Below are 21848 nucleotides of genomic sequence, written 5' to 3' on the forward strand. Positions count from 1 at the left end.
CGGCCCGTTCCGGCCCTGCCGGATCGCACATCAGCGTGGCGCAATGGGCAAGGCCCCCTGCGCGGATCATGCCATCGACTTTCCTTGAGAGCCGATGACGGCAACACACCTCCCCGGACGAGGGGGAGGGTCACGCGGCTTACTTGCCGGCCTTCGCGCCCTCCTTGGCCGCATTCGGATCGACCGAGGGGGCACCCGACGCCGGGGTGCCGGTATTGCCGAGATTGTTCGCGGCATCCGTATTGGTGATCGAATCCTTCGCGGCATTGGTCGCCGGCTTGGCGTCCGGCTTGCCGGCGGGCGCCGCACCGGCGGCAGGCGCGGCGGGCAGCGGCAGGTTCGAGCCCTGGCTATTGATATAGGCGATGACGTTCGCGCGATCCTGGGCGTTGCCGAGGCCCGCGAAGGTCATCTTGGTACCGGGCGCGAACTTGCGCGGGCTGGTGAGCCACGCGTTCATCTTGTCGAAGTCCCAATTGCCGCCGACGCCCTTGAGCGCGTCGGAGAAGGCGAACCCGCCCTTGCCCTGACCGATCGGCTCGCCCAGCGTGCCATAGAGGTTGGGGCCGATCCCGTTCGCACCGCCCTGATTGATCGTGTGGCAGGCCGCGCACTTCTTGAACACCTCCGCGCCCTTCGCGGGATCTGCGGTGGGCAGCAGCGTCGCGATCGGAACCGCCGCGGCCTCGCCGCCGCCGCCGGCTTCCTCGACGCCCTCGATCGCGTAACCCATCTTTTCCGGACGGCCGCCATGGAAGACCATGCCGCCGGCGATCGACAGGCCGAGCGCAACGCCGCAGGCCGCCAGCGCCCAGCCGGCAATCGTATTGGTGCGGTTATCCATCAGCCGGCCTTGCCCCTCTTATCCTCGCCTCTTGGGCCAACCCATAGGAAAGCCCGTGCGTGCCCGCAAGCGCGCGCTTGCAGGGGGCGGGCGGGCGCCGTACGCGCGCACCGATCATGCAAAGCTATGCCGCACCCGCCCGCCCGATCGTCGCCGCAATGACCGCCGCCGCCGCCGCCGAGCCGGACCGCGCGGTCGCCTTCCAGGGCGCGCCGGGGGCGAACAGCCACGTCGCCGCGCTGGAGGCCTTTCCGGACGGCCTTCCCCTCCCCTGCTTCGCCTTCGACGATGCGATCGACGCGGTGCGCGAAGGCCGGGCGGACTGCGCGGTCATTCCCATCGAGAATTCGCTGCACGGTCGCGTCGCCGACATCCACTTCCTGCTACCCGAATCCGGCCTCGTCATAACCGGCGAGCACTTCCTGCCGATCCGCCATGCGCTGATCGGCATCGGTCCGCGCGACGGCGTGCGCGAGGCGATGAGCCATCCCCAGGCGCTGGGCCAGTGCCGCCACTGGCTGAAGGCGCATGGCATCCGGCAGGTTCCCTATCCGGACACTGCCGGGGCAGCCGCTCATGTCGCCGAGCTCGCCGAACCATCGGTGGCGGCGCTTGCCCCGCCCGGGGCGGCGGCGATCTATGGACTGGACCTGCTGGCCGTCGACATCGCCGATGCCGACCACAATACGACGCGCTTCGTCGTGCTGGCGCGCGGCGGCAAGCCGGCGGCCGGCGAAGGCCCATGGATGACAACGCTCATCTTCGAGGTGAAGAACGTTCCCGCCGCGCTGTACAAGGCGATGGGCGGTTTCGCGACCAACGGCGTCAACATGACCAAGCTCGAAAGCTACCAGCGGGGGGGAAGCTTCGCCGCGACCGAATTCTACGCGGATATCGAGGGAAAGCCCGGGGATGCCGCGGTCGATCGCGCGTTGGACGAACTGGGCTTCCATTCCAAATGGGTCCGCGTGCTGGGCACCTATCGCCGTGCGCGCGAGCGGGGCTGAGGACGCGCTCCGTCAGTCGCCCCCGTCGCCGCCCTTGTCGACGATGTCATAGTGGATTCGCACCCAGGTCCCGATCTGCTGCTTGCCGTTGATGCGCGGCGGCATGACGCGAAACTGCCACGCAGCTTCCCTCATCGCGCGGGACACGCCCAGGCCGGGGCGCGAATCGGCGATCTGGACGCAATCCTCGACGCGGTAGTTGGGCGCGGTTCTGCAGGCGATCTCGCCCCAGGAACCGGCAGGGACGTCGTGCTGGGGCATATAGGGGTTCAGCGCCGTCCGCGGCGGACGCACGTACCAGTCGGCAGCGTAGAGGCGCTGCCCGCCCGGCCCCATGCCCGCGCCCGGCGTGTCGTTGCCACCCCCCGCATCGCCACTATCGCCGTTCGCATCACCCGCCGCGGCGAGCGCGCGCGCGCTCTTCCTGCCCTTGATCTTGCCGACGTCGGTCGCCGCGAACGACGCGCGATCCATGATCAGCATGTTGTTCTGCACCACCTCGGGCGGGGGCGGCGGGACCGGCTGGTCCTGCGGCGGCGTGGGCTCGGGCCGAACCTCCGGGGCGCCCCCGCGCGGCGCGGCGGCCGCCTGTTTCTTCGCCTGCGCCTTGCTGGGCGAGGGGCTGCCGGAATCGGAAACGTCGAACGTCGTCAGCGCGGAACTCGGCCCCATGCGCGTCAGCGGCGAATTGGGCAGCAGGAGCAGTAGCAGCGCGATCAGGATGTGCGCGGCGATCGTCAGCGCGAGGCTGATCGCCCTGCGGCGGCGGTCCGGTGGTGATCGATAGGACGCCGCGTACATGCGGCGGCTGGCATTAAAGCGTGCGGGCCCGGCGGGCAATCGTCCGGTTCGGGCGTTCGTCGCATGTGTCCGCCATATTTCTATCCGGCCCGCGCGAACGCCTCCGCTTCCACTATCTGCGCATCCGTCGGGCGGACGCCGGTGTAGAGCACGAACTGGTCGAGCGCCTGAAGCGTCGCGACAGCGGTGCCCGTGATGCAGCGTTTGCCCGCACCCCGGGCCGCGCGCAGGAAGGGCGTCTCCGGTGGCAATGCGACGACGTCGAACGCAACCGTTGCCGCATCGATCGCCGCCATCGGAAAGGCGAGCATCTCCGCGGCGTCGCCCGTCATGCCGATCGGCGTCACGTTGATCAGCAGCGGCGCGGACAGGTCGCCAAGGTCCGCCTTCCAGGCGAAGCCGTAGAGCGCCGCGAGCGCGCCACCCGCGTCGGCATTGCGCGCGACGATCGTGCCGTGGCGATGGCCGCGGTCGCGCAGCGCCGCGGCGACCGCCTTTGCCATCCCACCCGACCCGCGCAGCACGAACGGCATCGCCGGATCGACAGCCGCCGCGTCGAGCAGCGTCCGCACGGCGCCATAGTCCGTGTTATGCCCGGTCAATAGACCGTCGTCGTTGACGATCGTGTTGACGCTGTCGATCGCCGCCGCGGTCGGGGCGAGGGCGTCGAGCAACGGGATCACCGCTTCCTTGAAGGGCATGGAGATCGCCGAGCCTCGAATGCCGAGCGCCCGGATTCCGCCGACCGCCGCCGCCAGATCCCGCGTCGAGAACGCCTTGTAGACGTAGTCGAGGCCGGTCAGCTCGTAGAGCCGGTTGTGGAAGCGCGATCCGAAGTTGCCGGGACGGGCGGCGAGCGACATGCACAGTCGCGTGTCGCGACCGATCGGAGGCTTGGTGGTCATCGCCGTTCCTTGCCACATGCACGCCGGCCATGGCGAGGGGGCGCCGCGGCCGCAGGATCAGACGGTGGAAGTCTCCGCCGGCCTGTGCCACCGCATGGTCACCTTTCGGGAGAGGCACATGGCACGTTTTCTTTCACGTCTTGCAGCCGGCGCCGCGCTCGCCACCATCCCGGCGATGACGGGGGCGATGCAGGCATCCCCCACTGCCGAAGCGCGCGCGCCCTCTCCCGCCGACCTGTTCGGTCCGCTGTTCGTCGAGGTGCAGACGCAAAAGATCTTCCCGGACGGCAAGACGTTCGTCGACGCCGTGCCGAAACGCGATCCGGCCGCGATCATGGCGGATTTCGATCGCGCGCGGATCGGCGACCTGAAGGCGTTCGTGCTTGCCAATTTCACCGTACCCGGCGTCAACGATCACGACGCCACCGATGTCCGCGCGCATGTCCGGTCGCTGTGGCCGATGCTGGTCCGCCAGCCCGAGGCCGCCAGGCCCGGAAGCTCCGCGCTGCCGCTGCCCGAACCCTATGTCGTACCCGGCGGCCGGTTCCGCGAGATGTATTATTGGGACAGCTATTTCACGATGCTCGGCCTCGTCGCCGACGGGCAGCAGCCGCTGGTCGAATCGATGCTGGCGGACTTTACCGACGTGATCGAGCGCTATGGCCATATCCCCAACGGCATGCGCAGCTATTATCTCAGCCGGTCGCAGCCCCCCTTCTTCGCGCTGATGCTGGACCTGTCGCGCGACGCCGACCCGGCGCTCGCCGCCCGGCGGCTGACGGCGCTGCGCCGCGAATATGCCTATTGGATGCAGGGCACCGCCTGCGTCGCCAGGACTGGCGCCTGTGCGCGTGTCGTGCGCATGCCCGACGGCAGCCTGCTCAATCGCTATTGGGACGACCGTGACACGCCGCGCGACGAATCCTATGCGGAGGACGTCGCCACGGGGGCGGAGGCGGCGAAGGCCGGCCGCGACACCGCGACCGTGTACCGCGACCTGCGTGCCGCGGCCGAAAGCGGCTGGGACTTTTCCAGCCGCTGGCTTGCCGACGGCCGGACGCTGGCGACGATCCGGACGACGCAGATCGTACCCGTCGACCTCAACAGCCTGATGCTCGCGATGGAGGAGCGGATCGCGACGCGTTGCGCGGCGGCAGGCGACCGGGCCTGCACGGACGACTTCCGCCGGCGCGCCGTCGCGCGCCGCGGGGCGATCGCGCGCTACCTCTGGGTGGCTGGCGAACGGCGCTTCGCCGACTGGGACCTGGGGGCAAGGCGGCCGACCGCCGCGATCAGCGCCGCGATGCTGTTCCCGCTGTTCGTCGGCGCCGCCTCGCCGGCGCAGGCACGCGCCACCGCCTCGCTGGTGCGTGCCCGCCTGCTCGGCGAGGGCGGATTGCGCACCACCACGCAGCGCACCGGGCTGCAGTGGGACGAGCCGAACGGCTGGGCCCCGCTGCAATGGGTGGCGATCGATGGCCTCGCCCGCAGCGGCGAGCAGGCGCTGGCGAAGGACATCGCCCGCCGCTGGATGGGCACCGTGTCCCGGACCTATGCGGAAACGGGCAAGATGCTGGAGAAATACGACGTTGAGGAGCGCAAGCCCGGCGGCGGCGGCGAGTATCCCAACCAGGACGGCTTCGGCTGGACCAACGGCGTCGCCAGTGCGATCGACGCGCGCTGGCCCGGCCTGATCGCGGACCCGCGCCGATAGGCTGCACGCTGCACGCGGGAGGGGTGGGACGACCTACCCCGCCAGCCCGAGCCATCGCCGCGCGGCTGGGAGGCGCGTGAGCACCAGCCGCTCGACGAGCAGCACCGCGACCAGCGACACCCCGAACAACGGCAGCAGGACCCCGAGCAGCACGATCACCGCGACCAGGCCGACCGCCAGTGCCGGCCGTGGGCGGGCATGCGGCGCACCGAGCACACCGTCCGGCCGGCGCCGCCACCACAAGACCACGCTGCTGATCGCCAGCAGCATCAGGCCGAGCGCGGTCAGCAGATTCACCAGCTGGTTGAGCCAGCCGTAAAGCGCGCCTTCGTGCAACGCGACGCCATAGCCGACGATGCGGTCGACCAGCCGGCGCTGCGCGAAACCCTTGCGCGACACGATGCGGCCGGTGGCGTCGAGCTCCAGATCGGTGCGCAGCGGCCGGTCAGCGGAATCCGATTTGGCGGTCCAGGGCTGACCCATGCCGGCCGGCGGAGCGATCAGCACGGGCGGCGCGAGGTCGAGCGGTTTCACGGTCGCCACCATCCGGTCGAGCGGACCATAGGACTGGCGCGGGTGATCCATCGTCATGCCGCCGTGCTCGGCATGGGCGCCCTCCATCGCGCGCGTGCCGCCCGCACCGGCGCCGATCGTCCAGTCCTGCCGGACCGGGCTGCCCTCGACCATGGTTCTCGCCGTCTTGAGATACGTGCCCCAGCTCTTCGCCCAGGGCAGGCCGGAGACGAGCAGCAGCAGCGTCATCGCGGAAACCCAGAAGCCGGTGACGCCGTGCAGGTCGCGCCAGAAGCGCCTGCCGCCGGCGTGCAGCCGCGGATAGACCACGCCAGCGAGCGCCCCACTGCGCGGCCACCAGAGGAACAGGCCGCTCAGCACCATGACGATCGTCCATGATGCTGCCAGTTCGACGACATAGGATCCGACGTCTCCGGCCAGCAACTCGCCGTGCAGCCGGAAGACGACGCGCATCAGCCGGTCCTGCTCGCCGACCGTCTTGAGCACGGCGAGCGTCTGCGGATGGACGTAGACGCGCGTCTCGCGGCCGTGGACGCCGACGATCACCTGCACCGCCTGCTCCGGCGTGTCGGGCATCTGGTAGCGGTGCAGGACCGCACCCGGTACGGCGCGAAGCGCGGCGTCGACCTGCGCGGCGGCGGACGCGCGCGGCCCGGCACCGGCGACATGGGCATAGGGCCGGTCGATCAGCGCCTCGACCTGCGGACGGAACAGATAGGCCGCACCGGTCAGCGCCAGCCACAGGACGAACGGGATGCACAGCAGCCCCGCATAGAAGTGCCAGCGCCAGATGGCGACATATCCGGGCCAGCGACGGGTGGACTGGGTCGCCATCGTCAGAACCTCGTCTTCATGCCGGCATAGACCGTGCGCGGCTGGCCAGCGTAGAAGGAGCCCGTCACTCCGCGCAAGACGCTCGCCGGATTCTGCACGCCGGTGGTGGCGTTGATGCCATCGGCGATGACCGAGGCCGATCCGACATAGGTCGTGTCGAACAGGTTCTGGACGCTCGCGAACAGGCTGACGCGCCGCCACCAATCGTCGCCCGCAGGCGGATCGTAGTGCAGGTTCAGATTGACCAGCGTGTATCCCGGCACGTTCAGCAGCGTGCCGTTGTCGATCGGATAGCGGTCACGCCAGCCCAGCTCGGCAAAGCCGCCCAATCCCCGCAAGGCGCCGTGCGGCTGGTCGTAGCCCAGTCGCACATTCGCCATGTTGGGCACCACGCCGGGGATCGGATTGCCCGCGCGATCGATCACCACCGATGTCGAGCCCGCCGTCAGCCGCTCCGCGAAGTCGGTATAATATTGGTCGTTGTAGCTGCAGCTCGCCAGCAGGGCGACGCCCGCCAGCGGCTTCCAGTCGAGGCCGACCTCGACACCGCGGTGCACCGATCTGGGCGCGTTGGCGGTATAGGCGAGCAGGTTCACGCCCGCCGACTGCGTCACCAACTCGTTGCGGAACCATTCGTAATAGCCGGTCAGCTCCGCGCTCAGCCGGTTCCCCAGCGCGATCTGCGCGCCGATATCGATCCCGGTATTCCGCTGCGCCTTCAGCGCGACATTGTTGCCCGGCACGCCGGCGCTGGTGACGAACAGGCTGCCCGCCTGCGGAATGCCATAGCCGGTGCCAAGGCGCGCGTGCAGCCGTATCGCGTCGACCGCCTGCCAGACCAGCGAGGCTTCGGGCGCGACGTTCCAGAACCGCCGGTCGGCGGGGATGGTCGCCAGTACCGGCGACGCGGCGAGCGGGTAGCTGTAGGCGATCTGCCGCACGCGGATGTCGGAGCGTTCGCCCCCGATCCCGGCGACGAAGCGCAGCCGATCGGTCAGCGCCAGCTCCTCCCGCGCCCGCGCGCCCAGGTTGCGCACGTCGCCGAGCACCGTCTGCGTGGGCGCGCCCAGCCCGTTTCGTCCCGCCGGCGTCTTGTTGAAACTGTAGCTCTGGTTGTCGAGGTAATTGTAGAAGACGCCGACGAAACTCGTCGCATCCATGCCGAACAGACGATGACGATCGGTCAGGTCGCTCGACAGATTGTAGCTGTCCAGCGTGCCGCGGAACGGCGTCGCACCCGTCGGCTGGTTGACGACGCGGCTGTCGAACGTCGCTTGTGTACGCAGCGTCGTGTCGCCGTCGAGATCATGCTCCCACCGCAGGCCCGCGATCGTGCGGCGATCGTTGCGCGCAAGGTCGCCCTCCGCCGCGGTCTGTGCGATCCGCGCGCCGTTGACGCCGTTGACCAGCACGGAAATGGTGCCGCAGCCCGGCGCAGCGGTCGCCGCCCGCGCACATCCCTGCTGGTAGGGATTGGCCAGATACTGGTTGTAGGACAGTCGGGTCGAAAGCCGGAACAGGCCCTCGTTGTAGATGAGCTTGCCGGTCAGGCGGTCGCGATCGCCGAGCCCGACGGTGACGAGGCCGTTGAGCGTTCCGGTCTGGTAGCCGGTATGCCCCGTCGCGCCATCGCCTCCGACGAGGCTGGCGAACAGACTATAGTCGTAGCGCGATCCGGCATTGCCGATCGTCGCATAGACGTTGGCATAGCCATCGCCGCCGACATCCGTGCCCACGTCGGCGCCGCGAATGTCGCGGCCGCGCCGGGTGCGGAAATTGATCGCACCGCCCAGGGCATAATTGCCGTAGCGCGCGGAGGAAGGGCCGCGCACCACATCGACTGCGCCATAAGCGTGAGGATCGGTGAGATCGAAGCGGGCGAGCCCGTCGGGTTGGGTGACCGGGAAATCGTCCTCGAACACCTGGAGGTTGCGCGCACCGAAGCTGTTGCGCGCGTTCGAGCCGCGCACCGACACGCCGACGTCGCGGGGGCCGTTGCCCTGGATGACGACGACACCCGGCGACAGGCGCACGATGTCGGCGATCGTCGTCGCCGGCGTGTTGCGGAAGGCGGCGGCATCGACGGTCGTGACGGTCTGTCCCCGGACGTCGGTGGTCAGCGACAAGGCGTGGCCGGTGACGACGATATCGTCGACGGCGCGCGGTTGATCCCGGCGCTCCGGGGCGGCAGGCGGGCCGGCGCCCTGACGGTCGAGCGCCTGCAGTTCGGCATCGATGGCGGCGCGCTGTCGCAGCAATTCGGCACGGCGGTCCGCGGCGGGATCGCCCTGCCCCGCCGCCAGCGTGGCGGCAAGAACGAGGAGAATGGACATGGATTGTTCCTGGTCGGGATCGGTCGACCTCGCGCGTCGCAGCGCGAGCGGCTGATGCCGGATCGACCCGTCCGCACCCCGCACGCGATCGGGGTCGAGGATCAGCGGTTCGACCGGCTCACCACGATGTGCGATCCGGCAACGCCGGATCGGGGCAGTGCCGCCCCTACCCCCGCCCGGCCGCCCATCCGGGACAGGCTATGGGGGCGACCGTTAGGGAGGAGGACTGGCACCGCCTTTCACGCTCGTGGATCAGACGCGCGCGGGCGGACCTCTGAGCGGCGGGCGCAGGAACAATGCTATGGGTGGCGTGGGCGCGATCCGCCCGAACGCGGCCAGCACCATGGCGAACAGGATCGCCGCCGCGAGCAGCACCGGATCGACCGGCAGGAGCGAGGCGAGGGCGAGGCCGCCGAAAGCGCAGGGTGCGTCCTGCGGCGCGGATTGATGCCCGTGTTCGCGATGATCCTGTCGCGTCATGACGTGCTTGGCCGGTCCGGCCGCCGTCAGCGCATCGATCGGCGAGGCCGCCGGGCACAGGATCAGGCGCAGGTTCCCGGCGGCGCTGTCGGGCATGAAGCCGGCGGGAACGAGCAGGCGCATCGCCAGCGCCGCGGCGAGCATGATGCCCGCCACGGTGCGTCGACGCAGGATCAGGCGGCGCAGCGCATCCACCAGCTTGCGTTACCTCGACGCGCGTCGCCTGTCATCCACCTGGATCGGATCGGTCCGCGCCCGGTCATCCCCGGCCGGCGAGCCGTGCCATGCGCGGCGGCAAAGCGGCGAGGATGGCACGGCGCTCCGCGGCAGGCTTGGCGCTCCAGTTGGAAATCTCCGCGATCGATCGGCCGCAGCCACGACACCAGCCCGTCGCCGGGTCGAGCGTGCAGACATTGACGCACGGCGACGCGAGGCTCGCCGGTTCGGCCGGCACGATCTCGATCATCGCGCGCGCCGTCTCAGGCGTCGACGGGATCGTCGACGTTGAGCGAGACCGACAGGAATTCCGGAATCGGTCCGTTCCAGCCGACATCGGGCCCGTCGTCGTAGCTGTCGCGCCGCGGACGGCGATCACTGCTGCCTGCACGATCCTGATGCGTGCGCTCCGCGCGAGCCGCGTCCGGCAGGTTCCCGGCGTCGCGGCGGTCGCGGCGTCCGCCCCGATCACCGCGTTCCTCGCCACGGCCGTCGGTGCGCTCCTCACGCCGCGGCGCGCTGCGCTCGCCACCACGGCCATGCCGCTCGCGGCGGGCTGGACGGGCTTCCTCAGCGGGCTCGGGAGCGTCTTCGATCGTGAGCCGATCGATCTTCTGACCCGTCAGTTTCTCGATATTGTCGATGTTCTCGGCATCGTCCGCGGTCATCAGCGTATAGGCCACGCCCGTCGCCCCGCCCCGGCCGGTACGGCCGATACGGTGGACGTAATCGTCCGGATGCCAGGGCGCGTCGAAGTTGAAGACGTGACTGACACCCTTGATGTCCAGCCCGCGTGCGGCGACGTCGGACGCGACCAGGATGTTGATGTCGCCCTTCTTGAACAGGTCGAGTTCGGCTAGCCGCTGCGGCTGTTCCATGTCGCCATGGATTTCGCCGGACCGGAAACCGTGCTTCTTCAGGCTCTTGTTGAGCTCGCGGACCGTCGTCTTGCGATTGCAGAAGATGATCGCGGTGGTGACGTCGTCCTGCCGGAGCAGCTGGCGGAGGGCGCTGCGCTTCTTGAACGCGGTTCCCGAGACGGGCACCAGCCACTGCTTGATGTTGACGTTGGTCGAAGCGGGCCGCGCGACCTCGATCGTCTTCGGATTGTCGAGGAACTTGTCGGCCAGCTTCTTGATCGGCGGCGGCATCGTCGCCGAGAACAGCAGCGTCTGGCGCTGCTTGGGCAGCTTGGTGCAGATTTCCTCGATATCCGGGATGAACCCCATGTCGAGCATGCGGTCCGCCTCGTCGATGACCAGCATCGAGCAGCCGGTCAGCAGGATGTTGCCGCGGCTGAACAGGTCCATCAGCCGGCCGGGGGTCGCGATCAGCACGTCGACGCCCTTTTCCAGCGCCTTGATCTGATCGCCCATCGACACGCCGCCGATCAGCAACGCCATCGAAAGTTTGTGGCCCGATCCGTATTTCTCGAAATTCTCCGCGACCTGCGCGGCGAGTTCGCGCGTCGGCTCCAGGATCAGGCTGCGCGGCATGCGGGCGCGGCTGCGGCCGTGCGCCAGGATGTCGATCATCGGCAGCACGAAGGCCGCGGTCTTGCCCGTCCCCGTCTGCGCGATGCCGATCAGGTCGCGCATCATCAGGACCGAGGGGATGGCGCTCGCCTGGATCGGCGTCGGCTCGGAATAGCCGGCGTCGGTCACCGCCTTCAGGAGTTCGTCGGAAAGGCCGAGATCGGCAAAGCTCATGCAGAGGTCCGGGAAATCGATCGCGGCGATGGCCTGCGACATCGCTTCGCGCGCTTGCGGATTTACGCGCGAAAGTCAAGATTTACGCGCAATCGCGGCCTATTTCTGCGCGACCAGCGTCCTGAAACCCTTGATTTCACAAGACAGACCGGAACGCATGCTCAATACGTCGCGGTTCGCGCAGACGCGCCCGTCGGCGGCGGGCTTCAGGTAGAAGCGCGAGTAGAAATCCATCGGGCGGCATTCGCCCCCCAGCTTGGCGCGGATACGGCGATTGCCCGTGAGCGCGAGGTCGATCGCGCCATCGCCGCTGACCAGGGCACCGCCCAGATCGGCGACGGCGATGCATTTCGGCCCCTTCTTCTCCTTCCAGCGGATCGGCTGCGGCGCCATGACGCGCGCCGCGCTGGCGGGTGCGGACGTGACCCGGATCACCACGCGCTGGTGGATCGTGACCTGCGCGAACTGCATGTCGGCAAAATCGTCCCACGCGCCCGCGGTGACGGGCGCGAGCAGCGCGAACAGCGACAGGGGCAAACCCGGATGGATCATGAACGGTGGGTCATGGTCGATGCAGCGCCCTTAGCGACAATCGTTGAACGCTGCATGAACTTGGCGTAGCCGCGCGGCCATGACCCCGAGCCAATCCGCGCTGCTGGCGGCTCTCGCCCCCCATCTCGACGCCAAGGCGATCGTCACGGACCGCGACGCGATCACCCCTTGGGAAACGGATTGGCGTCGCCGCTTCCACGGGCATGCGCCGGCCATCCTGGCCCCGGCGGACACCGCCCAGGTGGCCACGATCGTCGCCGCCGCAGCGGCGCACCGCGTGCCGCTGGTGCCACAGGGCGGCAACAGCTCGATGGTCGGTGGCGCCACCCCGCCGACCGACGGATCGGCGCTGATCCTCTCGCTGCGCCGGATGAACCGCATCCGCCATGTCGACGCGGACGCGGGCCTCGCGATCGCGGAGGCGGGCGTGATCCTGTCCGACCTCCACGAGGCCGCGCTCGCCGTCGATCGCCGCTTTCCGCTGACCCTCGGGGCAAAGGGCAATGCGACGGTCGGCGGGCTCGTCTCGACCAATGCCGGCGGCACGCAGGTGCTGCGCTTCGGCTCGATGCGCGGTCTGGTCGCGGGGATGGAGGCGGTGCTGGCCGACGGCTCGGTGCATGACGGTCTCGCCGTGCTCAAGAAGGACAATCGCGGCTACGACCTGACACAGCTGCTCGTCGGAAGCGAGGGAACGCTCGCGATCGTCACCGCCGCCTCGCTGCGGATCGTGCCGTTGCCGATGACGCGGGCAACCGCCTGGGCGGCGACGCCCGATCCCGAGTCGGCGCTGACGCTGCTGCGCCGTTTCCAGCAGGCCAGCGACGCGGTCGAGAGTTTCGAGATTTTGCCCGGGGAATCGCTGGCGGCGGTGCTGGCGCACGTGCCGTCCGCCCGGGCCCCGCTGGCGGGCGAGCATGGCTGGCACCTGCTGATTGAGATCACCGACCCGCGCGGTGCGCCCCTGCTGGAGCGCCTGCTCGGCGAGGCCCTGGCCGACGGGCTGATCGCCGACGCCGTGATCGCACAGAGCGAGGCCCAGGCCGCCGGCTTCTGGCTGATCCGCGAATCGATCTCCGACTCCGAGCGAGCGCTCGGCCCGGCTTCGCAGCACGATATCTCGGTTCCCGTCGCAGCGATGCCGCGGTTCATGATAGAGGCCGCGGAGGCATGCGAGGCGCGCTTCCCGGGCACGCACGCCAGCGGCTTCGGCCATCTGGGCGACGGCAATATCCATTTCCATGTCCGCGCTGCCCCCGGCGCCGACCCCGCGCGCTGGTATGCGGAGGATGTTCCGGTGGTTACGCGCTTCGTCGACGACCTCGTCGTCGCGGCGGGCGGATCGATCGCGGCGGAGCACGGCATCGGCCAGATGAAGACAGACGAGCTCGCCCGCCTCTCGACGCCGGCCCGGCTGACCATGCTTCGGGCGGTCAAGACGGCGATGGACCCGCTGGGGATTCTCAACCCCGGAAAGCTCGTCCCGCTTGCGCGCCCTGCCGCCGCACAATAGAGCGTCGGCCGGTTTGTCGGCGCGCGGACGCGCCAAAACTCACGGATACGGAGAGAGTTCCCATGGCCAGTGCGCCGCTTCCCCTGTTCTACAATGGCCTGGAGCCGCTCTCGAGCGAGACGCATGCGACCTGGCGCGTCCGGCCGCAGGACAGCGCGCCCTTCCTCGCCGGCCAGCACGCCATCCCGATCACCACGGACGAATTCCCGCTGGTGCAGCGTTTCATGCCGATCGTCTTCTCCAGCGGCGACGATGCGATCCCACTCGCGCTGATGGGCCTCAACGAGGGCGTCAACGTCTTCGTCGGTGACGACGGCAAGCTGACCGAAACCAATTTCTACGTCCCCGCCTATATCCGCCGCTATCCCTATATGCTGGCGCGCCTCCGCCCGGACAGCGAGGAGCTGTCGCTCTGCTTCGATCCGACGTCGGAGACGATCGGCGATTTCGAGGACGGAGAGGCGCTGTTCGAGGGCGGCCAGCCCACCGAGTTCACGAAGAGCGTGCTGGGCTTCGCCGAGCAGTTCGAGCAGGCCGGTGCCCGCACGCAGAATTTCATGAACGAGCTGCGCGAGATGGAATTGCTGATGGAGGGCGAGGTCACCATCCAGGTCGACCAGAACCAGCAGCCGTTCGTCTATCGCGGCTTCCAGATGATCAACGAAGAGAAGCTGGCGAACCTGCGCGGCGACCAGCTGCGCAAGATGAGCCAGTCGGGCATGCTGCCGCTGCTCTATGCGCATCTCTTCTCCCTGTCGCTGATGCGCGAGGTGTTCGCGCGCCAGATGGACCAGGGCAAGCAGCCGCAGCCGCAGATCGGCTGACAACGCGCTTTTGACTGACGATGAAAAGGGGCGGTGCCGGCATTCTGGCGCCGCCCCTTTCCGCATGCGCGCTTGACCGTTCTGCCAGCGCGCGCGAAGCTCAATATCTCTCTATCCCAACATAGGATGCTGCCGATGAGCCGCCTGCCGCGCGACGAGCGCTATTCGACCGTCGCGATCTGGTTTCACTGGATCATCGCGCTGCTCATCATCGCGAACCTGATCATCGGTATCGGCCATGACGGCGTCCCTGCGTTGCGGGCGCTGATGGGCGCGCATTTCGCGATCGGCCTGACCGTGCTGGCGCTGACCGTGCTCAGGCTCGGCTGGCGGCTTGGCCATCGTGCGCCATCCTACCCCAATTCGATGGCGGGCTGGGAAAAAGGGATGGCCCACGCCAATCAGTGGCTGCTCTACGTCCTGATGCTGGCGTTGCCGCTGACCGGCTGGCTGATGATGTCGGGCCCCGGGCCGCACCGGCCGATGACCTGGTTCGGCCTGTTCAACATGCCGTTTCTGCCAGCGAGCAAGGGCGCGGCGGGTTTCGGCCATGAAGCGCACGGCGTCCTCGGCTGGGCCATGCTCGCGCTGGTGGTGCTGCATGTCGCCGCGGCATTGCGGCACCATTTCATCCGCCGCGACCGGATCCTGGTCCGCATGGCGCCCGTGCTCGATCGCGGCTGACCGACAAAATCACCGCGTTCGACGCCGGGGGGTTGAACCAAATCGACGCCTGCCTATTTTATCAATCGTACGGTGCCGTGTCCCCCCTTTCGCGACACCGTATGGCACGCCTTCGGGTGTGTCTCCTCCCTGAACCTTGGCCACCTCGTGCGCTGCACGAGGTGGTTTTTTTATGCGCTCATTCCGCCGCGAGCGTGCGGCCGCCCGCCAGCGCCTCGTCCTCGACCGCGGCGATCATGTGACGGAGCAGCGCGACACTGGCGCCCATCCCCTGCCCCGGCCGGTCGAGGGCGCTGTCGAGATACAGCGATCGATCGAGTTCGATCTGAACCGCGTGGATGCCCGCGGCGGGCGCCGCATGGCGCGCCAGGATATGGCCGCCCGCATAGGGTGCGTTCACGGCACAGCCCATGCCCATCTCTGCCGTGGCCGCCTTGAGCCGCGCGACGAACCGTGGGCTGGCGCTCTTGCCGAACCGGTCGCCCAGGACCACGCGCGTCCTTCCGTCCAGCGGCGGCATCGAATGGACGTCGAGCAGGACGGCGACTCCGAATCGTGCGCGCGCCGCGATCAGCGCGTCCGCCAGGGCGGCATGATAGGGGCGATGATCCGTGATGATGCGCGCCTCCACCTCAAACGCGGTAAAACGCCGCTGCCACAGATCGCCCGCGGGTCCGCCGCGACGCGGGATCAGCCCTAGGCCACTGCGCAATTTGACGGAGGCCTGCGCCTGCGCAGTCGGTCGCGCGCCTTCGTCGATCCGGGCATCGCGCTCGTCCTCGCCGCGGTTGAGGTCGATCCATGCGCGCGCACGGCGTTGCACGATCATCGTCTCGACGCCGCGCGCACCCTGCGCCACCGCATCGACATAGCGGTCCTCCAGAATCATCAGCGCGGAGGCCGGGACGCGCCGGGCGGCGTCGAGCGCCGCCGGATAGTCGCGCCCGGCGTGCGGCACCGACAGGATGACCGGGCTGGCAGGCGGCGTTGCGCCGATCAGGTCGAACGAACCGTCCATCAATGGCACGCCATAGCCTGCCCGCGCGTTGCGTGCGCTGGAAATATTAAGGTGCCGCGATCATAATCGCCGCCGAACAGGGACGAAGACACGAGTCATGATCCGGATTCTGCTGGCGGAAGACGACCAGGTGATGCGCGAATATCTCACCCGCGCGCTCGAACGGGCGGGATATGCGGTGACGGCGGTCGATCGCGGCACCGCCGCGATCCCGCTGCTGCAGGCGGAACGGTTCGACCTTCTGCTGACCGATATCGTGATGCCGGAGATGGACGGCATCGAACTGGCCCGTCGCGCGAGCGAGATGGTCCAGGGTCTGCGGGTCATGTTCATCACGGGCTTTGCCGCGGTGACGCTGAAGGCGGGGCGCGAGATGCCGAACGCCCGCGTGCTGTCCAAGCCGTTCCACCTGCGCGACCTGGTCGCGGAGGTCGATCGCGTCTTCGAGACGGGAAATGCGAGCGGCATCAATTGACGCTTGCATCCCCCGAACGGCGCGGCTAACAGCGCCACTCCCGGCGGGCGTGTAGCTCAGTGGTAGAGCACTGTGTTGACATCGCAGGGGTCGCAAGTTCAATCCTTGCCACGCCCACCACTTAAAAACCCCGCTAGGCCACCGGCTTAGCGGGGTTTTTAGTCTCAGGATCCTCAGCGGTCCCGCCACGATCACGGCAAGGGACCGCCCCCTAAAATCTGATCCGTTTTTGCGGAAGCGGTGCCGCCACGATCCAGCCTCGCTGGACCGCAACTGGGGTCAGCGGGACGTGCGAGTGGGGCAAGCGCCGACGATGGGGAGCGGTGGCCATGCACCAACGGCGCGGCACCCCCCGCTACCGATGCACGAGCCTCAGCCGGGCTGCTTGGCGATCAGCGCGTCGTCGATCTCGCCCGCCCGCCGATAGGCTGCCCGTTCCGCCAGACGCGCGACATAGGCCATGATCCCCTCCGTCTTGGGCAACAGGCCGAATTGCGTGTACCACATCGCCGCCGAGCCGACGAAGACATCGGCCGCGGTAAAGCGATCGCCGGCGATGTACGGATGACGCGTCACCGCCTGCTCGAAAACACCGGCGACGAGGTCGAAATTGCCGTAGCCCGCCATGCGCTGCTGGTCGATATTCGGCTCCACACCCATCGAGCGGTTGGTGATCGCTGCCTCCAGCGGTCCGGCCGCGAAGAACAGCCAGCGATAATAGTCCGCCCTCTCCGCGGCCGTCGGCGCCAGTTCGGCTTCCGGAAAGGCGTCGGCGAGATAGGCGCAGATGGCAGCCCCTTCCGTGACGACCTGGTCGCCATGGCGGATCGCGGGGACCTTCATCATCGGATTGATCGCACGATAGGCCTCGCCCTTCATGTCGCTCGCATAATCGAGCACCACGGTCTGATAGGGCTGGCCGGTTTCCTCGATCATCCAGCGCGCGATCCGGCCACGCGACATCGGATTGGTATACAGCGTCAGGTCGGCCACGTGTCGCTCCCCGACAGGATCACAGAGTCCGCTTAAACAGGTCGAGCATCCCGCCCCATGCGCGCTCGGCCTGCTGGGCGTTGTAGACCCGACTGTCGATGACGCACCAGCCGTGCATCGCACCCGGATAGACCGCGATCGCCGCGGGCAGCTTCGCCGCCGCGAACGCGGCACGCAGCGCGTCCTTGTCACCGGGGCTTCGCGCATCGTCATTCTCGGCGATCGCGATCAGATAGGCACCCCGCAGCTTCGACGCGAGCAGATGCGGACTGTCGGCATCCTTGGTGACGAGCGCCGCACCGTGGAACGATGCCCCGGCATGGACGCGGGCGGGATCGACGGCCGCCGTGCGCAGGACGAACGGGCCACCCATGCAATAGCCGGCCGTTCCGAGCGGGCGGCGGGTATCCACCTGCGGCTGCTTGTCGAGGAAGGCGATGAAGGTTCGTGCGTCGCTGTCCGTCGCGGCCGGCGTCAGCTTTTCGCGCCAGGGCATGATCCGGTCCCGCACGGCGGGCTGGTCGAAGGATTCGCCCGGCTTGAGGAACGGCGCCTTGGTCGAGCGGTAAAATTGGTTGACGACCAGCACGGCATAGCCGCTCTGCGCCAGCCGGTCCGCCATCTGGCGAAACGCCGGGCGCAGGCCCATGATGTCCGGCCACATCAGCACGCCCGGGTGCCGCCCGCCCGCGGGTGCGACGAAATAGGCGTCGCAGTGTCCGTCCGGCGTCGCGATCGTCACGTCGCGACCCTTGACGGGCATCGCGTCCGCGGCGACCGGCAGCATCATCGCGATGCCCGCTGCCCCTGCCGCCGCCCCGAAGGCGCGGCGGGACAGGTGGTGTTCGTTATCCTCGGCGGTCCATTCGTCGCACATCGCGCCTCTCCCGTTCCGACATCCGGGCGCGACGCTAGCTCACGAATAGGCGAACCGCCAGTATGTTGACGCAAGGCGCGTCGCGCATCCACCGCCCCGGAACCGCCGGGGGCGATGGGTCCGTCCCGTCGGATCAGCGGTCGCCGAACAGGGCGCGCGCTTCGGCCTGGGCGTCGGTTTCGCCCTCCTCGACTCCGCGCGCGGCGGCTTCGCGCTCCGCCCTCAGCGACGCGATGAGCGCCTCGCGGTCGCCCTCGAGACGCGTATCCTGCGGCGCCGGCTCGGCACCCGTCGCCTTCGCGGCCTTCGACACGGCGGCGTCCAGCTCGCGCTGCGTCGTCAGGCCGAGGGTCACGGGATCCTTGGGCGTGATGTTGGCGATGTTCCAATGGCTGCGGTCGCGGATCGCGGCGATCGTCGTGCGCGTCGTGCCGATCAGGTTGCTGATCGCGCCGTCGCTGATCTCCGGGTGGTTGCGGATGATCCAGGCGATGCCGTCCGGCTTGTCCTGACGCTTCGAGACGGGCGTATATCGCGGCCCCTTGGTGCGACGGACCTGCTCGGGGCCCTTGGTCATCTTGAGCCGATAGGCGGGATCGGCCTGGCCCTTCTCGATTTCCTCCTGCGTCACCTCGTGCGCACGCACGGGATCGCGCCCGGTCAGCTTGGTGCCGGCGGTATCGTCGGCGATCGCCTGCACCTCGAGGATGTGCAGCCCGCAGAAGTCGGCGATCTGGTCGAAGGACAGCGAGGTGTTGTCGACCAGCCAGGAAGCGGTCGCATGGGGCATAAGCGGCTGGGACACGGGTCTTACTCCGTAGAAATAAATAGGGCCGCCCCATCACGGAGCGGCCGTCGTACCACGACGATGTACTGCGCGTGTGGCCGAAGGGCAACCCGTCAGGCATTTTGTGGCACTCGCGTTGACCGAACTGTCACATTTCCCGACTATGGCGCCGCATCGTCAAACAGAAGATCTTCAGGGAGTTCGGGAAACATGACCATTTTCAAGAGCCTGTCGCTCATCGTCGCGGGCACCGCGCTGGCCGCCGCGCCCGTCGCGGCCTCCGCCGCGCCGGCGACCGCCAATCCGGCGGCCAGCCTTTCCATTGCGCGCGCCGCCGCCCCGGCAGCGGGCAAGAGCAAGATCGGCGCGTCGGTCTCGACCGCGACGCTGATCAGCATCGGCATCCTCGGTGCGCTGACCGCCATCGTCCTCGTCGCGACGGACAAGTCGGACAGCAACTGATCGCAACGCGCACCGGCTTCGGTCGTGCGCTTCGAGGCCCCATGGCTGGCGCCGTGGGGCCTTTTGCATGCCCGGTCCGCCCGACGTGGCGGCCGATCCCTGACGCGGCCAGTCCCTGAGCCGGTCAGTCCTTGCGCAGGCGGCCAAAAGGCAGCAGCTCCGCGGCGAGCTGCTTGACCTCGTCGCTGCGCCCGGCGCGCAGGGGTATCAGCACCGCCGACACCGCGCGCTGGATGATCCGGTCGATCGCGGTCTGCGTACCCGCCTTGACCGCCACTTCGGCCAGCTGGCGCGCGCGGGCATCGCCGGGATCGAGCTCCAGCCGCAACAGCGCGCTGAGGCCGGGGAAGAGCGCCCGATCCCCGCCGAGCGCGACCGCCTTGTCGAGGGCTGCATAGGCCAACGGCTTCTGCGCACCGAGGATCGCGCGGCCACCCAACCGGCCGAGCCGGAACACCGCGCCGACATGCCAGGCACCGAGCGCAAGCTGCGCTTCCGGGTTGCGCGGATCGCGCGCGACGAGTGCCTCGAACAGCTTACGGGCCGCGATCGCCTCCGTGCGACTCCCGTCGAGCCGGGCCCGGTACCCCAGCGCGGTCGCCTGCATCAGCTGCGCCTCGCGATCGTCCGGGTTGCGCTTGAGCGCGGACGCGGCGAGCGCTTGAGCGATGCCGATGCGCTTCAATGCGTCGTTCGGATCACGATCGTTGAACGAAGCCTGGGTCAGGACGTCGCGGGCGGTTTCTGCGGCGCAGGGACAGCTGATCACCGTCGCGGCCATCATGGCACCGCCCAACCAAAACCGCATCCGCCGATCCTCGCCCGTTATGCCCGTTCAACGTTGGCCCGGCAGGTTCGATCCGGCCGTGTCAGATCGCGCCCGCATCAGCCGACGGTCAGGACGATCTTGCCGACATGATCGCCCGCCTCCATCCGCGCATGCGCGGCGGCCGCCTCGCCGAGCGGATAGATCTGGTCGATGACCGGGCGCAATCGTCCCGCCTCGACGTGCGGCCAGACGTGGCGCGCGATCTCGTCGGCCACGAGCGACTTGAACACGGCGTCGCGCGGCCGGAGCGTCGAACCGGTCAGGGTCAGGCGGCGTCGCATGATATCGAACAGCGGCACGGTCGCCTCCATGCCGCGCTGGACGGCGATGGAGACGTGCCGCCCGTCCTCGGCAAGGCATTGCAGGTTGCGGGGGACATAATCGCCGCCCACCATGTCGAGCACCGCCGCAACGCCCGTGCCGTTGGTGATCGCGCGGACCCTCTCGACGAAATCCTCCTCGCGATAGTTGATGGCGTGCGCGGCGCCGAGTTCGAGGGCGCGCTGGCACTTGGCGGCGCTGCCGCAGGTGACGATCACGGTCAGGCCGAACAACGTCCCCAGCGCGATCGCGGTGGTACCGATCCCGCTGGTGCCGCCATGGACCAGCACCGTGTCGCCCTGCGCGGCGAAGGCCCGCTCGAACAGGTTGGTCCACACCGTGAAGACCGTCTCGGGCAGCGCCGCGGCCTCGAACATCTCGAGTCCGTCCGGCACGGGCAGACACTGCCCCGCCGCGACCGTGGCATATTCGGCATAGCCGCCGCCGCCGAGCAACGCGCACACCCGCTGGCCAAGCAGCGCCTGGTCGACGCCGGCGCCGAGGGCGACGACACTGCCCGCAATCTCGAGCCCGGGGATCGACGGCGCCCCCGGCGGTGGCGGATAACCTCCCTTGCGCTGGAGCACATCGGGTCGATTGACCCCCGCCGCCGCCACGCGGATCAGCACCTCGCCCTCGCCGGGCTGGGGGACGGGCCGAGATACGAGCCGCAACACCTCCGGCCCGCCTGCCCCTTCCGGGTCGATCGCCTGCATCGTTTCGGGGATATCGCTCATCCGGTCGCATCCTCGTTCATGGCGCGGTCCGTCGCTTATTGACATCGCTTCGCCACGGGTCAACGTTGAGCCACGTTATGGACCCGGACGATTTTCCCTCTCGTCCCGACGATGCGCTCGCCGCGCTGCGCCGGCAGGACCTCGACCCGCTTTCCGTGGCCGAACTGGACGCGCGCGTCGCGGCGCTGGAAGCGGAGATCGCCCGCATTCGCGCCCATCGCGAACGCGCCGTTAACCATCGGGCAAGCGCCGACGCGCTATTTCGCCGATGACCGGACCGGGCACCGTCCCCGCGCGTTCGATACGCGCCGGTACGATGCCCGACCGGTTGATGGACGGCCCCGCGATACCGACATTGGTGGAAAGGGTCGCGTCATTGTCCGCGGCCCGAGTGGAGTA

General features: G+C 68.7%; 23 protein-coding genes and 1 tRNA gene. 9 read left to right on the forward strand and 15 right to left on the reverse strand.

The genetic code is table 11. The features are described from left to right. Positions 1–139: 139 nt before the first annotated feature. On the reverse strand, positions 140–844 hold the full coding sequence (locus IQ292_RS02030; RefSeq protein ID WP_203308631.1) for a c-type cytochrome: 705 nt from the start codon (positions 842–844) through the stop codon (positions 140–142). Between the two features lie 116 nt (positions 845–960). Between IQ292_RS02030 and IQ292_RS02035 the strand changes: the two genes are divergently transcribed. Next, positions 961–1851 (forward strand): prephenate dehydratase, encoded by an 891-nt coding sequence (locus tag IQ292_RS02035; protein WP_203308860.1) that lies wholly within the window; start codon positions 961–963, stop codon positions 1849–1851. A gap of 12 nt (positions 1852–1863) precedes the next feature. Here IQ292_RS02035 and IQ292_RS02040 read toward each other — a convergent pair whose 3' ends face one another. Both IQ292_RS02040 and IQ292_RS02045 read right to left on the reverse strand, forming a co-directional pair. Continuing rightward, positions 1864–2652, reverse strand: coding sequence for a hypothetical protein (locus IQ292_RS02040; protein WP_203308632.1), 789 nt, complete (start codon positions 2650–2652; stop codon positions 1864–1866). Between the two features lie 80 nt (positions 2653–2732). After that, a complete protein-coding gene (locus IQ292_RS02045) occupies positions 2733–3557 on the reverse strand; it encodes a shikimate 5-dehydrogenase (protein WP_203308633.1) in 825 nt (274 codons plus the stop codon). Positions 3558–3675: 118 nt separating this feature from the next. Between IQ292_RS02045 and treF the strand changes: the two genes are divergently transcribed. Then, positions 3676–5271 (forward strand): alpha,alpha-trehalase TreF, encoded by a 1596-nt coding sequence (gene treF, locus IQ292_RS02050; protein ID WP_203308634.1) that lies wholly within the window; start codon positions 3676–3678, stop codon positions 5269–5271. 33 nt (positions 5272–5304) lie between these two features. Here the strand turns inward: treF and IQ292_RS02055 are convergent, their stop codons facing one another. From IQ292_RS02055 to IQ292_RS02080, 6 genes are all read right to left on the reverse strand, one after another. Continuing rightward, positions 5305–6639 carry a PepSY-associated TM helix domain-containing protein gene (locus IQ292_RS02055; RefSeq protein WP_203308635.1) on the reverse strand — a complete coding sequence of 445 codons (1335 nt, stop codon included), beginning with the start codon at positions 6637–6639 and terminating at the stop codon, positions 5305–5307. 2 nt (positions 6640–6641) lie between these two features. Then, a complete protein-coding gene (locus tag IQ292_RS02060; RefSeq protein WP_203308636.1) occupies positions 6642–8972 on the reverse strand; it encodes a TonB-dependent receptor family protein in 2331 nt (776 codons plus the stop codon). 252 nt (positions 8973–9224) lie between these two features. Next, positions 9225–9647, reverse strand: a complete 423-nt coding sequence (locus tag IQ292_RS02065; RefSeq protein ID WP_287980511.1) for a hypothetical protein — start codon at positions 9645–9647, stop codon at positions 9225–9227. Positions 9648–9711: 64 nt separating this feature from the next. Continuing rightward, positions 9712–9918 (reverse strand): DUF1289 domain-containing protein, encoded by a 207-nt coding sequence (locus IQ292_RS02070; protein ID WP_203308637.1) that lies wholly within the window; start codon positions 9916–9918, stop codon positions 9712–9714. Between the two features lie 13 nt (positions 9919–9931). After that, entirely contained in the window at positions 9932–11377 is a 1446-nt protein-coding gene (locus IQ292_RS02075; protein WP_203308862.1) for a DEAD/DEAH box helicase, read from the reverse strand. 99 nt (positions 11378–11476) lie between these two features. Continuing rightward, positions 11477–11929 (reverse strand): hypothetical protein, encoded by a 453-nt coding sequence (locus IQ292_RS02080; protein ID WP_203308638.1) that lies wholly within the window; start codon positions 11927–11929, stop codon positions 11477–11479. A gap of 79 nt (positions 11930–12008) precedes the next feature. Here IQ292_RS02080 and IQ292_RS02085 point away from each other — a divergent pair, with 79 nt between their 5' ends. From IQ292_RS02085 to IQ292_RS02095, 3 genes are all read left to right on the forward strand, one after another. Then, complete coding sequence (locus IQ292_RS02085) at positions 12009–13442, forward strand: FAD-binding oxidoreductase (RefSeq protein WP_203308639.1); 1434 nt, start codon at positions 12009–12011, stop codon at positions 13440–13442. A gap of 62 nt (positions 13443–13504) precedes the next feature. Next, positions 13505–14266 (forward strand): SapC family protein, encoded by a 762-nt coding sequence (locus tag IQ292_RS02090; protein WP_203308640.1) that lies wholly within the window; start codon positions 13505–13507, stop codon positions 14264–14266. A 135-nt stretch (positions 14267–14401) separates the two neighbouring features. Beyond that, on the forward strand, positions 14402–14950 hold the full coding sequence (locus IQ292_RS02095; protein ID WP_203308641.1) for a cytochrome b: 549 nt from the start codon (positions 14402–14404) through the stop codon (positions 14948–14950). A gap of 178 nt (positions 14951–15128) precedes the next feature. Here IQ292_RS02095 and IQ292_RS02100 read toward each other — a convergent pair whose 3' ends face one another. Then, a complete protein-coding gene (locus IQ292_RS02100; RefSeq protein ID WP_203308642.1) occupies positions 15129–15968 on the reverse strand; it encodes an N-formylglutamate amidohydrolase in 840 nt (279 codons plus the stop codon). Between the two features lie 97 nt (positions 15969–16065). On the opposite strand from IQ292_RS02100, the gene cpdR reads away from it, so the two are divergent. Continuing rightward, on the forward strand, positions 16066–16443 hold the full coding sequence (gene cpdR, locus IQ292_RS02105) for a cell cycle two-component system response regulator CpdR (protein WP_203308643.1): 378 nt from the start codon (positions 16066–16068) through the stop codon (positions 16441–16443). Positions 16444–16488: 45 nt separating this feature from the next. Next, a tRNA-Val gene (locus tag IQ292_RS02110) sits at positions 16489–16563 on the forward strand. A 252-nt stretch (positions 16564–16815) separates the two neighbouring features. Here IQ292_RS02110 and IQ292_RS02115 read toward each other — a convergent pair. From IQ292_RS02115 to IQ292_RS02125, 3 genes are all read right to left on the reverse strand, one after another. After that, the gene (locus IQ292_RS02115) at positions 16816–17436 is read right to left on the reverse strand and encodes a glutathione S-transferase family protein (RefSeq protein ID WP_203308644.1); all 621 of its coding nucleotides are present in this window, start codon (positions 17434–17436) and stop codon (positions 16816–16818) included. Between the two features lie 19 nt (positions 17437–17455). Continuing rightward, on the reverse strand, positions 17456–18313 hold the full coding sequence (locus tag IQ292_RS02120; protein ID WP_203308645.1) for a dienelactone hydrolase family protein: 858 nt from the start codon (positions 18311–18313) through the stop codon (positions 17456–17458). 133 nt (positions 18314–18446) lie between these two features. Next, positions 18447–19118, reverse strand: a complete 672-nt coding sequence (locus IQ292_RS02125) for a DUF1013 domain-containing protein (protein ID WP_203308646.1) — start codon at positions 19116–19118, stop codon at positions 18447–18449. 192 nt (positions 19119–19310) lie between these two features. Here IQ292_RS02125 and IQ292_RS02130 point away from each other — a divergent pair, with 192 nt between their 5' ends. Next, a complete protein-coding gene (locus IQ292_RS02130) occupies positions 19311–19562 on the forward strand; it encodes a hypothetical protein (protein ID WP_203308647.1) in 252 nt (83 codons plus the stop codon). Positions 19563–19686: 124 nt separating this feature from the next. Here the strand turns inward: IQ292_RS02130 and IQ292_RS02135 are convergent, their stop codons facing one another. Both IQ292_RS02135 and IQ292_RS02140 read right to left on the reverse strand, forming a co-directional pair. Then, positions 19687–20370 (reverse strand): hypothetical protein, encoded by a 684-nt coding sequence (locus IQ292_RS02135; protein ID WP_203308648.1) that lies wholly within the window; start codon positions 20368–20370, stop codon positions 19687–19689. A 77-nt stretch (positions 20371–20447) separates the two neighbouring features. Continuing rightward, positions 20448–21449: an NAD(P)H-quinone oxidoreductase gene (locus IQ292_RS02140; RefSeq protein ID WP_203308649.1), complete on the reverse strand. Its 1002-nt coding sequence runs from the start codon at positions 21447–21449 to the stop codon at positions 20448–20450. Between the two features lie 77 nt (positions 21450–21526). On the opposite strand from IQ292_RS02140, the gene IQ292_RS02145 reads away from it, so the two are divergent. Then, positions 21527–21721: a DUF1192 domain-containing protein gene (locus IQ292_RS02145; RefSeq protein ID WP_203308650.1), complete on the forward strand. Its 195-nt coding sequence runs from the start codon at positions 21527–21529 to the stop codon at positions 21719–21721. Positions 21722–21848: the final 127 nt, after the last annotated feature.

It is taken from the genome of Sphingomonas beigongshangi (assembly GCF_016820445.1).
In the GTDB taxonomy this organism is placed as follows: Bacteria; Pseudomonadota; Alphaproteobacteria; order Sphingomonadales; family Sphingomonadaceae; genus Sphingomonas; species Sphingomonas beigongshangi.

Excerpts from the sequence above, each read along its gene's own strand:
- IQ292_RS02030 (WP_203308631.1), bottom strand. The coding sequence starts at position 844 with ATGGATAACCGCACCAATACGATTGCCGGCTGGGCGCTGGCGGCCTGC.
- IQ292_RS02035 (WP_203308860.1), top strand. The coding sequence starts at position 961 with ATGCAAAGCTATGCCGCACCCGCCCGCCCGATCGTCGCCGCAATGACC.
- IQ292_RS02040 (WP_203308632.1), bottom strand. The coding sequence starts at position 2,652 with ATGTACGCGGCGTCCTATCGATCACCACCGGACCGCCGCCGCAGGGCG.
- IQ292_RS02045 (WP_203308633.1), bottom strand. The coding sequence starts at position 3,557 with ATGACCACCAAGCCTCCGATCGGTCGCGACACGCGACTGTGCATGTCG.
- treF (WP_203308634.1), top strand. The coding sequence starts at position 3,676 with ATGGCACGTTTTCTTTCACGTCTTGCAGCCGGCGCCGCGCTCGCCACC.
- IQ292_RS02055 (WP_203308635.1), bottom strand. The coding sequence starts at position 6,639 with ATGGCGACCCAGTCCACCCGTCGCTGGCCCGGATATGTCGCCATCTGG.
- IQ292_RS02060 (WP_203308636.1), bottom strand. The coding sequence starts at position 8,972 with ATGTCCATTCTCCTCGTTCTTGCCGCCACGCTGGCGGCGGGGCAGGGC.
- IQ292_RS02070 (WP_203308637.1), bottom strand. The coding sequence starts at position 9,918 with ATGATCGAGATCGTGCCGGCCGAACCGGCGAGCCTCGCGTCGCCGTGC.
- IQ292_RS02075 (WP_203308862.1), bottom strand. The coding sequence starts at position 11,377 with ATGAGCTTTGCCGATCTCGGCCTTTCCGACGAACTCCTGAAGGCGGTG.
- IQ292_RS02080 (WP_203308638.1), bottom strand. The coding sequence starts at position 11,929 with ATGATCCATCCGGGTTTGCCCCTGTCGCTGTTCGCGCTGCTCGCGCCC.
- IQ292_RS02085 (WP_203308639.1), top strand. The coding sequence starts at position 12,009 with ATGACCCCGAGCCAATCCGCGCTGCTGGCGGCTCTCGCCCCCCATCTC.
- IQ292_RS02090 (WP_203308640.1), top strand. The coding sequence starts at position 13,505 with ATGGCCAGTGCGCCGCTTCCCCTGTTCTACAATGGCCTGGAGCCGCTC.
- IQ292_RS02095 (WP_203308641.1), top strand. The coding sequence starts at position 14,402 with ATGAGCCGCCTGCCGCGCGACGAGCGCTATTCGACCGTCGCGATCTGG.
- IQ292_RS02100 (WP_203308642.1), bottom strand. The coding sequence starts at position 15,968 with ATGGACGGTTCGTTCGACCTGATCGGCGCAACGCCGCCTGCCAGCCCG.
- cpdR (WP_203308643.1), top strand. The coding sequence starts at position 16,066 with ATGATCCGGATTCTGCTGGCGGAAGACGACCAGGTGATGCGCGAATAT.
- IQ292_RS02120 (WP_203308645.1), bottom strand. The coding sequence starts at position 18,313 with ATGTGCGACGAATGGACCGCCGAGGATAACGAACACCACCTGTCCCGC.
- IQ292_RS02130 (WP_203308647.1), top strand. The coding sequence starts at position 19,311 with ATGACCATTTTCAAGAGCCTGTCGCTCATCGTCGCGGGCACCGCGCTG.
- IQ292_RS02135 (WP_203308648.1), bottom strand. The coding sequence starts at position 20,370 with ATGCGGTTTTGGTTGGGCGGTGCCATGATGGCCGCGACGGTGATCAGC.
- IQ292_RS02140 (WP_203308649.1), bottom strand. The coding sequence starts at position 21,449 with ATGAGCGATATCCCCGAAACGATGCAGGCGATCGACCCGGAAGGGGCA.
- IQ292_RS02145 (WP_203308650.1), top strand. The coding sequence starts at position 21,527 with ATGGACCCGGACGATTTTCCCTCTCGTCCCGACGATGCGCTCGCCGCG.